Raw genomic sequence first — 15,646 nt, 5'->3', positions numbered from 1 at the left:
TTTTTTATATATTACTGAACCTGAATTGTATAAATACTTCTTGGTGATGCATATTCCTGCGGTGCTGCTATATTGTTAACAAGCAATTTTACAATTACGCCGTTCTTTACTTCTAAATTTAATTGGTAAATTTTGTCGCTCCCCAATTTCAGATAAAAATTATTGTCGATATTCTTAGCTAAACTAATCAGCTCATATGACGCTAATTGGTAATAGCTGATTTTATTGTCACTATTGAAAGTGAAAGGTGTATTGATGTAAACATTAATGTACTTGATGTTGTTATTAACATCTTTTGAATAAAGCTGTATTTGATTTTTATCAAAAAATCCAGGAGTTGCAGGATTTAATAAATCAATGCCCGAATTTCCTTTAAGAACAATCAAAGATGGGGTTGATTCAAGGGGCGAGCATGCGCAAAGTCCGCCACCGCCATTCTTTTTGCATCCAAGGTTGGCAATAAAAATGACCAATAAGATTAGAGAAAACTTTTTCATAGGTTTTTATTTCTTAAACGATTCTGTTTTACATTCTGCTACACTTTAAAGGCCAATTTCCAAAATAAAAGCCTGAAAGCTGTGTATTTGGACTTTAGAGATAAAAATATAGACGCAGTTAAACAATCGTTCCGTACAAGTCAAAATCTTCAGCTCTATCAATTTTTACATGTACAAAACTTCCGTTGGCTGCATATCCTGTTGCTGCATCAATAAGTACCTCATTGTCAACTTCTGGTGAATCGAATTCGGTTCTGCCTACAAAAAAATCACCTTCTTTTTTATCAACCAAAACTTTGAAAATCTGTCCAATTTTGTCTTGGTTAATATCGAAAGAAATACCCTGTTGAATTTCCATAATGTCGTCAACTCGTTGTTGTTTTACTTCTTCAGGAATATCATCGACCAAAGTATGTGCATGTGTTTTTTCTTCATGAGAATAAGTAAAGCAACCTAAACGGTCGAACTTGGTTTCGGCAACCCATTCTTTCATTTCTTGAAAGTCATATTCAGTTTCGCCAGGGTAGCCGCAAATTAATGTGGTGCGCATAGCGATGTTTGGCACTTTGTCCCTAATCTGGTTTACCAAATCAATCGTTTTCTGCTTCGTTGTACCACGGCGCATCGATTTTAGCATATTGTCGGTAATGTGCTGCAATGGCATATCCAGGTATTTGCAGATATTATCACGCTCATTCATTGCATCTAAAATCTCCATTGGAAAACCACTTGGATAAGCATATTGTAAACGAATCCATTCAATTCCCGGAACGTCAGATAAACGACGCATCAACTCATCAAGTTTACGAACGCCGTATAAATCTAAGCCGTAGTAAGTTAAATCCTGAGCAATAAGAATCAGTTCCTTAGTGCCGTTTTTAGCTAATATTTTTGCCTCATTTACCAATTCTTCCATTGGTTTGCTCATGTGTTTCCCACGCATTAAAGGAATGGCGCAAAACGAACATGGACGGTTACAGCCCTCCGCAATTTTAAAATAAGCAAAGTGCGATGGCGTAGTTAATAAACGTTCGCCAATCAGCTCATGTTTATAGTTTGCACCTAATTCGTGTAAAATATTCTGTAAATCATTGGTGCCAAAAAAAAGCATCAACATTTGTAATTTCTGATTCTAATTCTGGTTTGTAGCGTTCAGATAAACAACCTGTAACCACTACTTTGCCAATTTTACCCGCTTCTTTAAGTTCGCTGAATTGCAGAATGGTATCGATAGATTCCTGTTTAGCATTATCAATGAAACCGCAAGTGTTAATCACAACAATATCGTCCTTGCCCATTTTGTCAGCTTCGTGAACAACATTTAGGTTATTACCACGTAACTGTCCCATCAATACTTCTGAATCGTATATGTTTTTTGAACAACCTAACGTAATCACGTTGATTTTAGGTTGTTTAATTGCAGCTTTATTTCTTACTATTTTGGTATTCATCTTTTACACTTAATCTTACTATTACTTAAACAAGTGGGAGCGTCCCGCACCCTGAGTTTATTTCAGGGTTTTATTTGCCAATAAAGGCTGAATAAATTAGTTCAGTTATTTGAACAAACTACTCACAAACTCTTTTTTATCAAAAAGTTGTAAATCGCCTATTTTTTCGCCTACCCCAATATATTTCACCGGAATTTTAAATTGATCTGAGATACCGATCACCACGCCGCCTTTAGCTGTACCATCTAGTTTAGTAATCGCCAGGGCATTTACATCAGTAGCCTCGGTAAATTGTTTGCATTGCTCGAAAGCGTTCTGTCCTGTTGAGGCATCCAATACCAGCAGAATTTCATGTGGCGCACCCGGAACCACCTTTTGCATTACTTGTTTAATTTTACCGAGTTCGTTCATTAAACCAATTTTGTTATGTAATCGGCCAGCAGTATCAATAATCACAACGTCTTCGCCATTGGCTACAGCCGATTGTAAAGTATCGAAAGCAACAGATGCTGGATCCGAACCCATTGGCTGTGCAACCACTCTCACATCTACACGCTGTCCCCAAAGTTTAATCTGGTCAACGGCAGCAGCTCTAAATGTATCTGCTGCGCCTAACACCACCTTTAAACCCGATTCTTTAAGTTTATGTGCAAGTTTTCCAATGGTTGTGGTTTTACCTACGCCATTAACACCCACCACCATTATTACATAAGGTTTATGATCGCCATACTCGAACTGACGGAAATCGTTGCTGTTATTTTCAGATAGCAGCAATTGAATCTCATCTCTTAAAATAAAATTAAGCTCTGAAGTATTGAGATATTTGTCTTTAGAAACACGTTCTTCAATGCGTTTAATGATTTTTAATGTGGTGCTCACACCTACATCAGAAGTTACCAGAACCTCTTCCAGGTTATCGAGCACCTCATCATCAACGGTTGATTTTCCTGCAACAGCCTTGGTAATTTTGCTAAAAAAACCATCTTTGGTTTTCTCTAAACCTTTATCAAGTGCTTCCTGAGCTTCAGGTGCAGTTTCTTTCTTTTTGAAAAAATCAAATAAGCCCATATCTAAATTTTATATAACAAAAAAAGCCCTCCCGGTTAAAACGGAACGGCCTTTAATATTTTCTGATTAAAAAATATTAACCTTATTTAGATGCGATAGCATCTTTTACGTGGTCGTTATGAACGATAAGTTCTTTGAATGAATAAGCACCAGTTTTAGGTGATTTAACCATTGTAATTACTTTCGAATATTCTTTACCTGTACCGGTTTTAAGGGTTGCAACTACTTTCTTTGCCATGTTCTTATAATTTTAATGATTGAATGATAGATTGATAGAATGCGGGTTAAAACACCCTAAACCTTCTACCGTTAAATCATCAATCTTATTTAATCTCTTTGTGTACTGTTACTTTTCTCAATACTGGGTTGAATTTTTTCAATTCTAAACGCTCAGTAGTGTTTTTACGGTTTTTCGTAGAAATATATCTAGACATACCTGGCATGCCACTTTCTTTGTGCTCAGTACATTCTAAAATAACCTGAACTCTGTTACCTTTTTTTGCCATTTTAATATTAATTGTAAACTGTTAATCTCAACAGTTAATGTTTTTACAAAAATCCTTTTTTTACAAAACGATTGATCGCTTCGCTAATACCCACTTTATTGATGGTTTTAATCGCTGAAGTAGAAACTTTCAACGTAATCCAACGGTCTTCTTCAGGGATATAAAATTTCTGAAGTTTCAAATTAGGATAAAATTTGCGTTTGGTTTTAACGTTCGAGTGTGATACGTTATTACCTTTCATTGCCATTTTTCCTGTTAAATCACAAACTCTTGACATGACTTGTAAATATAGTTGTTAAAATATCGTCGCTTAATTTTTTTAAGAGTGTGCAAATATCTGAATAATAATTTAAAAAGACAATAGTACTGTGTTTATTTTTTTAAATTTAGATTGATATCCCACTTCCCTGATTCTAAAAGCTCAAAATCAAGGGTTTCACCCATGGTTACAATTTGCAAATGTAAGGGAAATTCGAGCTTGGTAAACGTATATAAACTTGATGTTTTAGTGGCTGATTCACCCTTCATATCCTCATATTTTCCCTTCAAAATTTTCACAGCAGAAATGGTTGGAAGGTTATCATCTCCATATTGTTTATTTCCCTGTAAAACTGCAGTTTTAATAGCATTGGAATTTGATTCTGCTGTCGCAAAACTGATCTTTACATTGACAATTTCCTCTTTGGATTTTTTGTTTTTACTAAAAAATACATCATCGATCTTCGCTGTTTTGGCAAACAAGATGTATTGATTTGTTTTTTTTAAGGTATCTGTTAGATGTTCACTGGCCGATGAAACCAATGAATTTGTAAGTAACAGACAAAAGATGATGGCGATAATTTTTCTCATAATTCAAAATTAAGATAATTCGGCAATTGTCGGTTTTTTTCCGCGTTAATTAACCACAACGTTTTTGATACAATTCGAATATTTAATTCCATCAATATTTATTTAAATTAGCCGCTACTAACAAAATATATACCTAGCACCATGCAAATCACATCTTTTAAGCAATACGAAGAAGATTATAAAAAAAGTATAGAAAACCCCGAGCAGTTCTGGGGAGAGGTTGCACAGAATTTTCAATGGCGCAAACCTTGGTTTAAAGTATTATCATGGAATTTTAATGAGCCGGATATTAAATGGTTTGAAGGGGCAAAGCTTAACATTACCGAAAATTGTCTCGATAGACACCTGGAAAAAAATGGCGATAAACCCGCTATTATTTGGGAACCTAATAACCCGGAAGAAGAAAGTGTAACCCTGACTTATAAAATGTTGCATGAGCGGGTTTGTCGTTTTGCTAACGTGTTAAAACGCAACGGAGCTAAAAAAGGTGACCGCATATGCATCTATATGCCGATGGTGCCTGAATTGGCTATTGCCGTTTTAGCTTGTGCCAGAATTGGTGCAGTTCATTCTGTTATTTTTGGCGGGTTTTCAGCAAAATCAATAGCCGACCGTATTAATGATTCTCAATGCAAACTTGTCATCACTGCTGATGGCGCCTACCGCGGCAATAAGCAAATTCCGCTTAAAGACGTAATTGATGATGCTCTAATTGGCTGCCCGACAGTTGAAAAATGTATCGTTTTAACGCATGTTCGTACTCCCGTTTCTATGCTGAAAGGCCGTGATGTTTGGTGGGAAGATGAAGTGAAACACGTGAACGATATCTGCGAAGCAGAAGAAATGGATGCGGAGGATATGCTTTTCATTCTTTACACTTCAGGATCAACCGGCAAACCTAAGGGCATAGTGCATACCTGCGGCGGCTATATGGTTTACGCAGGTTATACTTTTACCAATGTATTTAATTATCAACCTGGCGAAGTTTATTTTTGTACTGCAGATATTGGCTGGATAACAGGCCATTCTTACATTGTTTACGGACCGCTTTCTCAAGGTGCTACATCAGTATTATTTGAAGGCATTCCAACCTATCCCGATGCTTCGCGATTTTGGGATATCGTAGAAAAGCATAATGTAAATACACTTTATACAGCACCAACGGCCATACGTTCGTTGATGAGTTTTGGTGATGACCCTTTAAATGGAAAGGATTTGAGCAGCATCCGCGTACTGGGTTCGGTAGGAGAACCAATTAACGAAGAAGCCTGGCATTGGTTCGATGAGAAAATCGGACACGGAAAAGCGCCAATTGTTGATACCTGGTGGCAAACTGAAACCGGCGGCATTATGATTTCGCCGATTGCAACCGTAACGCCCACCAAACCTAGTTATGCTACTTTGCCTTTACCTGGTATTCAGCCAATTTTAGTTGATGAAAATGGGAAGGAAATTGAAGGAAATGGTGTGAGTGGAAACCTTTGTATTAAGTTTCCGTGGCCAGGCATGCTGCGGACCACCTATGGAGACCATGAACGCTGTAAACAAACGTATTTTTCTACTTATGAAAATTTATATTTTACTGGTGATGGTTGCTTACGTGATGAAGATGGATATTATAGAATCACGGGTCGTGTAGATGATGTGTTGAATGTTTCCGGACATAGAATTGGAACTGCAGAAGTAGAAAATGCCATCAATATGCATGCTGGTGTGGTAGAAAGCGCTGTGGTTGGTTACCCTCATGATGTTAAAGGACAAGGGATTTACGCTTTCGTAATAAATCCCGAAATGCATGGAGAAGAGGAGCTGACTAAAAAAGATATTCTGCAAACCGTAACCAGGGTAATTGGTGCGATAGCAAAGCCTGATAAAATACTTTTCGTTTCTGGTTTGCCTAAAACCCGTTCAGGTAAAATTATGCGTAGAATTTTAAGAAAAATTGCAGAAGGCGATACCTCAAATTTAGGTGATACCTCAACGCTATTGGATCCGGCGGTAGTGGAGCAAATTATCGAAGCTTCGAAAACTTTAAAATAAAATGCTAAAAAAAAAAGCCGATCTATTGATCGGCTTTTTTGTTGGATTTAACTTGATTAATACCCAGGGTTTTGCGTTAAGTTTTTGTTTGCATCCAGTTCTACTTGAGGAATTGGGAAAACTAAATTATTTGCATTCCATGGAATCGATCCAATATTAGTTTGCGTCCTTTTTGCATCATGCAGGGCAAAACCTTCGAAAGCAAGTTCCAGTTTACGTTCATTTAGAATGTTTGCAAGTGTTGCACTCGTGGTGGTTAGGCCAGCCCGGGTTCTTACTACTGCTAAATCTTGTAAAGGTGTTCTACCTCCAATTGGTGCGGCAGGTGCCAAACGAACATTGCATTCTGCTCTAATCAGATACATCTCGGCTAACCTGATAATGGAAACATTGCCATATGGATTCGCAAATTTTGAGGTGTACATATCTCCATCATCATAAAATGCATTTACCCTATCGTCTGTTCCAACATAATTTGCATCGATCCAGGCTTGCGAGATCACAGCATCTCCACGACCTCCATAAGTAGATGAACCGTAAAATTCATTGTAACCATTAAATCCTGTTAAGGTGGTCACCTGAATAGAAAAAACATCTTCGGTAGTATTCGATCCGGCACTGGATCCCATGGTTGGGAAAGCAGCACCATAAGATGAAGTTAAGGAATAATTTCCTGAGGTAATTACCCTGTTCGCTGCCGCACCAGCTGCGGCATAGTTGCCCATCTGCAGGTACAATCTGGCCAGCATTCCTGCTGCTGCAGATTTGGTTGCAAAAAAGCCGTTTGTTGCAGGTAGCTTAGCTTCAGCATCGGTTAAATCGGCAATAGCCTGGGCATATACAGCAGCAACAGTTGCCCTGCTTACATAACTTTGATCATTAACAGCTGTAGTTGGTGTCAACACGATGGGTACGCCCAGGTTGGTTGTTGGTGACCCATCATTATAGGCTTTACCGAACAATCTAACCAAATCAAAATAAACTGATCCCCTGATAAATTTAGCTTCTCCCTCAACTTTATCCTTTTTCGCTGCATCAACCTTTGCAATGGCGGCTAAAACATTGTTAGCATCATTAATAGCCGTATAACCCGCTGCCCAAACATTGTTAACAAAGGTGTTTGTTTTCAGTAGTGATTTATTAATGGTTTGCGTAAGCTCCTCATAAGTTCCGTACCATTCAATTGCATTGGTATTGGCCAGGAAATCTGCCATTAAAAAAGGTCTTCCACCGTAGAGATTTCTGCTTCCCAATGCTGAATATGATCCAACTAAAGCAACTTCTACATCTTTAGAAGTTAATAGTGCTTTGCTTTGCTCAATGGTATCTACAGGAGAAATTTCAAGCGCTTTTTTACATGATGACGCTACTGATAGTAACGTTGATGCCAATAGAAATTTATATATATATGTCTTTTTCATGTCTGTTCGTCTTTAAATTATAAGCCAATGTTAATACCAAAAGAAATTACGCGTGGCTGAGGTGCAGAATAGAAATCGACACCCTGATTAATATTGGTTGATTGATAGTCTGCATTAACCTCCGGATCCCAGCCTTTGTAGCCTGTAATGGTTGCCAGGTTTTGTGCAGTAGCATACAATCTCAACTTACTCAGTTTTATTTTTGTTAAAACAGATGCAGGAAAGGTATAGCCTAGTGTGAGTGTTTTTAAGCGCACAAAATTTCCACTTGATATGTATCTGGTTGAATTTCCAATTCCGTTTCCATAAAATAATCTTGGTTCCGGAACGGAAGTAATATCACCAGGCTTATCCCAATAAGCCATCTGATCAGCGGTTTGATTATCATAACCGTTAGATGCATTCGCACTCATGTATTGGCCACCAGCATTGAATATTTTGTTGCCAGCCACTCCTTGAAAAAACACACCCAAATCAAAGTTTTGATAAGAAAACGTATTATTAAAACCGAAGGTGTATTTTGGGTTAGGGTTCCCGGCAAAAATTCTTTGTGCCTGATTGATATCAGTTGTCGTCGATCTATCTAAATTGCCTGCAGCATCTGTGGTATTGCGGTAATACAAAGCATCTCCGTTAGCGGGGTTTACGCCTGCATACTCCGGTAAGTAAAATACGCCAATGGGTTGCCCGGCAATGGCAGCATTGATTTCGTTGCTGTTTAAAACTTGTCCACCTAAATCGGTGATTTTATTATTGTTAATTGCGGCCGTAAGTGCAGTAGACCATTTAAAAGCACCGACAAAGTTTTCAGTATTAATTCCCAGCTCAAAACCAGTGTTTTTCAACTTGCCAAGATTTTGTGTGATGGTTGCAAAACCAGTTGTTTGCGGGATAGGCACATCAAGCAATAAATCGGTGGTATTTTTTTGATAGAAGTCAAATGTACCTGTGATTCTATTTTTTAAAATACCGAAATCCAATCCTAAATCCAATTGTTTAGTTTTTTCCCAGGTTAAATCAGGGTTAGCTATGCGGGATGGAATCTGACCTGCAACTCCACCATAAGCACCTGTTCCACTAAATAATCCTCTGGCAGAATAATTACCGATCTCAGCGTTACCTGTCAATCCATAACTGGCTCTTAATTTTAGCAAACTGATGGTTTCGCTACTCTTTAAGAAATCTTCTTCTGAAGCAATCCATGCAACTGATCCTGCCGGGAAGTATCCATACCTATGGTTTTCTCCAAACCTGGAAGAACCATCTGCTCTCACACTAAATCCAACCAAATAACGATCATTGTATTTATAGTTTGCTCTGAAAAAATAAGAAAGGAAACTAAAAGCACTTTCGTTACTGGTCGCGATTACTTTAGTTGCTGCCGAACCTAATTTGATATAGGCATCACTAGGAAAATCCTGTCCTTCAATCGTACTGTATTTAGTAGTTGATTTTTGATAACTGGTTCCTAAAATCGCATCAAAAGTGCTCTTGCCAGCAGTTGTATTGTAGCTAAAGAAATTATTGGTATTGGTGTTAATTACAAAAGTGGAAATATTCTGACCATCGCCGTTAGCGGTACCAGTATTTCTAAAGGTTAACGATCCATAATAACTTTCCTCATTCTGGTTTAAATTATCAATAGAGAAATCAGTGCTGAATTTTAATCCTTTAGCCAGGTTTACGTTGGCAAATGCTTTTCCTATGGTGCGATAAACAGTTGCTTTGTAGGCTGCATTTTCAATTCCGATGAAAGGATTATAATAAACCGGGTAATTAGATGCAGCACCTGGAAGTGTTCCGCTAATTAAACCTGATCTTGGATCGATAAAAGGCGTAATAGGAGATAAGGCCACAGATTGTAGCGGACTTGAAAAGGCGTTGTCATTTGATAAACGATTGTTAATGCTGTTGGAGAAATTCAGGTTTACACCTACTTCTAGAAAGTCGGTAACTTTATTGGTTAAGTTTAGCCTTCCGCTGTAACGCTTATAACTATTTCCTACAACAATACCCTTTTGATCGAGTGCTTGTCCACCGATATAAAACTTCGTTTTTTCATTTCCACCGGTTAAGTTTAAGTCATACTGTTGTGTAATCGGGTTGTTCTGAAATGATTCTCTTTCCCAATTGGTATTCACTTTGTATGTTTGATAATCATTATTTCCTGCAGAGTAACGGTTTAATCTGCCTTCAACAATTGATGCGTAATCATCTAAACCTTCCTGAAGAGTGGCATAATCGCCGTTTAGAAAATCCTGATTTGCAGCACCGGCACCTGCTCTTCTGATAATTTGTACATATTGTTCGGCATTCAGAAATTCTCTGTGGTTAGATGGCGTGCTAATTCCGCCTAAAGCATTAAATTGAATAAGCGTTTTTCCAGCCTTACCTTGTTTAGTGGTAATTAACACAACACCATTAGAAGCCCTTGCTCCGTAAATAGCAGAAGCTGATGCATCTTTCAATACCTCGATTGATTCAATGTCGTTCGTGTTTAAATCAGCTAAGGCACTTGTTGGTGCGGTTGTACTGGAAAAGTCTCCGGAAGTAATCGGGATTCCATCTACAATATATAATGGCTCACTGCCAGCGGTAACTGAGGCTGCACCACGAACACGAACCGTGATTCCCTGGCCGAGTTTTCCATTTTGGGCCGAAATCTGTACACCAGCAGCTTTACCCTGTAAAGCTTGTTCAAAGCTCGTTACGGGCAGGTTTTCAAGATCTTTGGATTTTACTGAAGCAACTGAGCCGGTAACATCTCTTTTAATTTGCGTTCCGTAACCCACAACTACAACATCAGAAAGTGTTGTATTTTCTTCATCTAAATTAGCATTTACCGTAGCGCCCGTGATGGAAACTTCTTTGGTTTTAAAACCAATAAAAGTAAATACTAGAGTTTTCGCATCACCCGGAACGCTTAACTTATAAGCACCTGTGGCATCTGTTTGGGTTCCGTTGGCTGGAGCCCCCTTTACATATACGCTCACACCTGGAATTGCTCCAGCCATGCTGGATGTAACCCTTCCGGTGATGACCTTGTTTTGTGCGAAAGCAAGTGAAATCAATCCGAAAGATAAAATCATACTTAGGAGTAGTTTTTTCATCAAATTTTAGTTTTAGTTAATAAGGTTTTGGCTATTGAGGGAATGATATCTCAATTTAATAAAAAATACACATAAAACCTTTAGGAATAATTCGATTTAACAGTTTACATCGGTTGAATAGCTTATTTGAAAACAAAAAATGCCAAACACTGTTAATTAGTTATATCAAATATGGAGTATAAACATAAAATATATCAAAATGGATAAGTTAGAAATTAAAGGAAAGTGGAACGAAATAAAAGGAAAAGTTAAACAAGCCTATGCTGATTTAACTGATGATGATTTGAAACATGAAGACGGACAGGATGATGAGTTGTTAGGGAAACTTCAGCAAAAAACCGGTAAAGGAAGAGATGAACTGGTGAAGTGGATTAACTCGCTATAATTTCATCAATTATAATCAAAACAGGCGGTCAAGAAATTGATCGCCTGTTTTGGTATATGGTGTTTTTTAATTTGAATTGAATATTTTTGCCTAGCTTTAATCATCCCAGAATTTCTAGCCAGTAAAATTTTTGATTGACCAGCTTCATATGAGCAAAGCATATTCTTTATTTTTTTTCTTACTTATAGGATTAACAACCTCTAAATATGTTGTGGCCAACGATACAAAGCCAAAAACATCCTTTTATTATCGGCAAATCGATAGTAAAAATGGTCTCTCAAACAGTTCAATTAACACTATTTTCCAGGATCAGGATCAACTATTGTGGGTAGGCACCTGGGATGGTCTAAATCGTTATGATGGTGCACATTTCAGTGTATACAATCATAATATAGATCAGGTTGAAAATAGCATCGGCGGCAATGTGATATTGTCTATCAAAGGAGATCAAAATCAAAATATCTGGATTAGTACGATTGGCGGAATTTCGCGTTACAATAAGCCAAGCGGAAAATTCAGCCGATATTTTTATAAAAAAACTGCACCTCAAAAAATACGTGAAAACGAGTATGATTTGATTGTGAATGATAAAGGTGAAGTTTTTTGTTTTGCTGTGAATGGCGTTTTAAGCAAGTTTGATTTTGATCATGATCAATTTGTTTCATTTCAAAAATTTGGTACCAAAGAGACCATTGTTAAAATGAATTTCGTTGGCGACAAGCTGTGTTACCTGAATAAAAAGGGTATTTTAACTGTAACAAAAGTTAGCCAAAATAAACTCCAAACCGTAAAGTCTATATCAGATCCTTCTGGTATAAGCAATTTCTTCAGCGTTGATAACCAAATCATTTATACCACCAATACGGAGCATCAATTTATAGTGGATGGCAACTTAGCTGTAAAACCACTTGATTTACCGCTTAGAAAAATTAAAGCCATTGCAGCTTACAAAGCGCACTATTTGATAGCATGGGAAAATCAGGGAATGAGTGTTTTTGATAAGGCTTTCAAAAAAACTGATTTTTTAAGAAATGAAGTCACTGCGCTTGAAAATCTGAAAATTACTGGGTTTAACGTAGGAAATGACCAGGTATTATGGATTGGAACCGATGGTAACGGGTTAATTCAAATTTATCCGAAAGAAAATTTTTTCGGTTTGCTAACGAAAATAAACGGCACTAAAATTAATAAACCAATCAGGGCTTTTGCAGAAGATTCTGGCAATTTATGGGTAGGAACAAAAGGTAACGGCGTTTTTATTTTTAATAATTTCTGGTCGGAAGGGAATAAAAAACCGCAAAAAATAGACGTAAGTTCTGGCTTAGAGAATAATTCTGTTTTTGCCATTAGAAAAGGTGCAGATCAGTTAATTTATATTGGTACGGATGGCAGAGGACTTTCCGTACACGACTTAAAGCTGAAGAGAACCATTAACTGGAAAGACATCAAAAACACCGAGAAGTTGCCTGAATTTAAGTCGGTTTATTCGATTATACAAGATAAAAATGGGTCAGTTTGGATGGGGACCAGCGGTTACGGCTTAATTCACGCCAACATCGTTCGCAACGCAGACCAATCATTAGCAGTAATAAACTTTAAACAGTTTGCCTCATCAGCAGAAAATAACGGGCCCATTAATGATATTATTTATGCTTTAGCAGAAGGGAAGGATAATCGTTTATGGATTGCCTGTCGTTACGGAGGCTTAAGTGTGTTAAATAAAAAAACTGGTCAGTTTAAAACTTACAAGGCCTTCGGTTACGAAGGAAGTTTATCACATAGTGATGTATTGTCGTTATTCTACGATAGTAAAAACCGGCTTTGGATTGGTACCAGCTATGGCCTGAATTATTTGTCGAATGAGGAATCATTAAAAGAGAAGCCAAAATTTATAAAAATTACGACAGATAAAGGGTTGCCAAATAATACTATTCATGCTATTCAGGAGGATGGCCTAGGGAATATTTGGGTGAGTACCAATAAAGGGTTGGCTAAAATCAATCCCGCGAACAATAGCATTGCCAATTACCAGGAGAGCGATGGTTTACAAAGTAATGAATTTAGCGATGGTGCAACTTTTATGGCAGCCAACAACAATTTATTTTTCGGTGGTATATACGGCTTTAATTATTTTTATCCGAAAGATATTATTGAAAATACAAAACAGCCCAACCTGCTCATTTCCGATTTACAACTGGGAGGCAAGGCATTCCAAAATAATCAATATTTAATTGTAAAGGCAAAGCAGCAAACTATCCAAAGTTACGAGCTGGAACGAAAAAGTAATTTTTTCCAATTCTCTTTCAACGCTTTAAATTATTTTAATGCATCGAAAAATGAGTTTGCCTATAAACTTAAAGGCTTAGATCAGGCCTGGCGTTATACTGGAAGTGATGGGAAAATAGCTTATTACAATATTCCGCCGGGGAAATATGAATTACTAGTGCGCTGGAGCAACGGCGAGGGCGTTTGGACTAAAGATATTGTTGCTTTGAAACTGGATGTAAAGCAATATTTTTGGCTTACTTATCCGGCCTACGCCTTTTATTTATTGCTTTTAATTGCTGGGGGATATGCATTTCACCTTTACCGCAAGAATAAACTGGAGATGAAATTTAAGCTTGAACGCGAATATTTATTCAGGCAAAAAGATGAAGAGGTACATCGCCAGCGGATTAATTTCTTCACCAACATCGCTCATGAAATCCAAACGCCTTTAACACTCATTTTAGGGTCTGTTGAGCATTTTATGCAAAAGAAATCGTTACTGGATAAATCTGTAGATAAAAATTATTTTTTGTCAGTTGTGCACCAACATACGGCTCGCTTAACTTATTTGGTGCAGCAATTACTAGAATTTAGAAAAGCCGAAGCAGGGTACCTGAAAAGAAGTGATGATTATTTCGATATCAGTAAACTACTCAACAGCTTAACTCAGTTGTTTATTCCTGCTGCTGAAAAAAAATGAACAGCAATTTGTAAGAGAAATTCCCGAGGGGATTGCCGGTTTTATTGATAAAGATAAGTTTGAAAAAGTTCTTTTCAACTTACTATCAAATGCTTTTAAACATTCTGGTAAAGGAGATGAAATTATATTTAAAGCAAACTGCGAAGGAGATAAAAATGAGCTGGAGATTTTAGTTGCCAATTCGGGTTGTAAGCTTAAAGAAAGCGATTTAAAAAACATTTTTAAGGAGTTTCATATCGGGAATAATAAGCAGATCAATAATCAGAGTACAGGCATTGGCCTTGCTTTCACCAAAGAACTGATTTCCATTATGGATGGCGATATTAAAGTGAACCTGGAGAACGATTGGATTTATTTTAGCTTTAAGTTGCAACTAAAACAAAGTATCGAGGGCAAAGAAAACGAAGTGGTGGCATCTGCGCCTTCTTATTTGTTTGAATCGATTTTGAAACCTTATCATCAGGATACAGTTGAAGAGAATAACAAAGAGGCCTTGATAAACGATTTGAAGAGCGATAGCCAAGCTGTCATTTTAATTGTGGAAGACGATGCGTCGCTCCGTTTCCTGATTAGAAATATTTTGAAAGACCAGTATACCGTTTATGAAGCCGAAAATGGAAAAGCAGCCCTCGATTTTCTGAAAAATAATGCACCAGATTTGATCATCAGCGATGTGATGATGCCAGACATGAACGGACTTGAGCTTTGCAAACATATTAAATCAGCGCCTGCAACCTGCCACATTCCATTTATCATGTTATCAGCTAAAGGAACAGAAGAGAGCAAAACTGAGGGTTATGAAACTGGTGCCGACGCTTACATTGCCAAACCTTTTCATGTAAATTACTTGCAAATGCGTGTGCGTAAACTTTTAGATTATCGCAACCGCATGAACCATTTAATCAGGGATAGAAACATTAACAACCAATTTGTTGATGTAGATATGGATCAGGGTGATAAAGAATTCCTGAATAGCTTGGTAAAGGCTGTTGAAGATAATTTGGCAGAACCTGATTTAGATGCTGCCAAACTGGAAGATATTTTGTGCATCAGTAAGATGCAGCTGTATCGCAAACTTAAAACTTTAGCGGGCATGACACCATCTGAATTTATTAAAAGAATCCGATTAAAACATGCTGCAGTTTTACTCCAAAACTCAAAGCTTAACGTTTCAGAAATTTTCTACTTAACTGGTTTTAATAACAAATCTTACTTCTTCAGGGAGTTTAAAAAGATCTATCATCTGGCTCCGAACGATTATCGGCAAAAGCAACACGAAGGAACAGCAACCACGGAGGTTTCCTAATTAAAATAGCTTTAAATGGCTGTTTTGCAAGAATAGTGAACTAAA

Annotated in this window: 12 protein-coding genes and 1 pseudogene; 4 read left to right on the top strand and 9 right to left on the bottom strand. The window is 37.4% G+C overall.

All coding sequences use genetic code 11. From position 1 onward, the window contains the following. Positions 1–11: 11 nt before the first annotated feature. The 7 genes and pseudogenes from ON09_RS04200 to ON09_RS04175 form a co-directional block, all read right to left on the bottom strand. The gene (locus tag ON09_RS04200) at positions 12–497 is read right to left on the bottom strand and encodes a hypothetical protein (RefSeq protein ID WP_010599810.1); all 486 of its coding nucleotides are present in this window, start codon (positions 495–497) and stop codon (positions 12–14) included. Positions 498–615: 118 nt separating this feature from the next. After that, positions 616–1,948 (bottom strand): annotated as a pseudogene (gene rimO / locus ON09_RS04195) (30S ribosomal protein S12 methylthiotransferase RimO). Between the two features lie 105 nt (positions 1,949–2,053). Next, entirely contained in the window at positions 2,054–3,016 is a 963-nt protein-coding gene (gene ftsY, locus ON09_RS04190) for a signal recognition particle-docking protein FtsY (protein WP_010599809.1), read from the bottom strand. Positions 3,017–3,098: 82 nt separating this feature from the next. After that, positions 3,099–3,254, bottom strand: coding sequence for a DUF4295 domain-containing protein (locus tag ON09_RS24730; protein ID WP_010599808.1), 156 nt, complete (start codon positions 3,252–3,254; stop codon positions 3,099–3,101). Positions 3,255–3,339: 85 nt separating this feature from the next. Continuing rightward, the gene (gene rpmG / locus ON09_RS04185; RefSeq protein ID WP_010599807.1) at positions 3,340–3,522 is read right to left on the bottom strand and encodes a 50S ribosomal protein L33; all 183 of its coding nucleotides are present in this window, start codon (positions 3,520–3,522) and stop codon (positions 3,340–3,342) included. Between the two features lie 43 nt (positions 3,523–3,565). Next, complete coding sequence (gene rpmB / locus ON09_RS04180) at positions 3,566–3,799, bottom strand: 50S ribosomal protein L28 (RefSeq protein ID WP_010599806.1); 234 nt, start codon at positions 3,797–3,799, stop codon at positions 3,566–3,568. Positions 3,800–3,894: 95 nt separating this feature from the next. Then, positions 3,895–4,371: a hypothetical protein gene (locus tag ON09_RS04175; protein ID WP_010599805.1), complete on the bottom strand. Its 477-nt coding sequence runs from the start codon at positions 4,369–4,371 to the stop codon at positions 3,895–3,897. A gap of 141 nt (positions 4,372–4,512) precedes the next feature. Here ON09_RS04175 and acs point away from each other — a divergent pair, with 141 nt between their 5' ends. Further along, complete coding sequence (gene acs, locus ON09_RS04170; protein WP_010599804.1) at positions 4,513–6,411, top strand: acetate--CoA ligase; 1,899 nt, start codon at positions 4,513–4,515, stop codon at positions 6,409–6,411. 56 nt (positions 6,412–6,467) lie between these two features. Here acs and ON09_RS04165 read toward each other — a convergent pair whose 3' ends face one another. Beyond that, positions 6,468–7,832, bottom strand: coding sequence for a RagB/SusD family nutrient uptake outer membrane protein (locus ON09_RS04165; protein WP_029204101.1), 1,365 nt, complete (start codon positions 7,830–7,832; stop codon positions 6,468–6,470). Between the two features lie 17 nt (positions 7,833–7,849). After that, positions 7,850–10,942, bottom strand: coding sequence for a SusC/RagA family TonB-linked outer membrane protein (locus tag ON09_RS04160; protein ID WP_029204100.1), 3,093 nt, complete (start codon positions 10,940–10,942; stop codon positions 7,850–7,852). A gap of 199 nt (positions 10,943–11,141) precedes the next feature. Here ON09_RS04160 and ON09_RS04155 point away from each other — a divergent pair, with 199 nt between their 5' ends. The 3 genes from ON09_RS04155 to ON09_RS25000 all read left to right on the top strand — a co-directional run bounded on the left by ON09_RS04155 (position 11,142) and on the right by ON09_RS25000 (position 15,601). After that, positions 11,142–11,327 carry a CsbD family protein gene (locus ON09_RS04155; protein ID WP_010599801.1) on the top strand — a complete coding sequence of 62 codons (186 nt, stop codon included), beginning with the start codon at positions 11,142–11,144 and terminating at the stop codon, positions 11,325–11,327. 148 nt (positions 11,328–11,475) lie between these two features. Continuing rightward, a complete protein-coding gene (locus tag ON09_RS04150) occupies positions 11,476–14,295 on the top strand; it encodes a ligand-binding sensor domain-containing protein (protein WP_051010169.1) in 2,820 nt (939 codons plus the stop codon). Next, a complete protein-coding gene (locus tag ON09_RS25000) occupies positions 14,276–15,601 on the top strand; it encodes a hybrid sensor histidine kinase/response regulator transcription factor (protein ID WP_316927770.1) in 1,326 nt (441 codons plus the stop codon). Before ON09_RS04150 ends, ON09_RS25000 begins: the two co-directional genes overlap by 20 nt. Positions 15,602–15,646: the final 45 nt, after the last annotated feature.

Origin of the sequence: Pedobacter agri PB92, from assembly GCF_000258495.1 — a bacterium.
GTDB classification, from domain to species: Bacteria; Bacteroidota; Bacteroidia; order Sphingobacteriales; family Sphingobacteriaceae; genus Pedobacter; species Pedobacter agri.
This window is presented reverse-complemented; position numbering and strand designations above follow the sequence as displayed.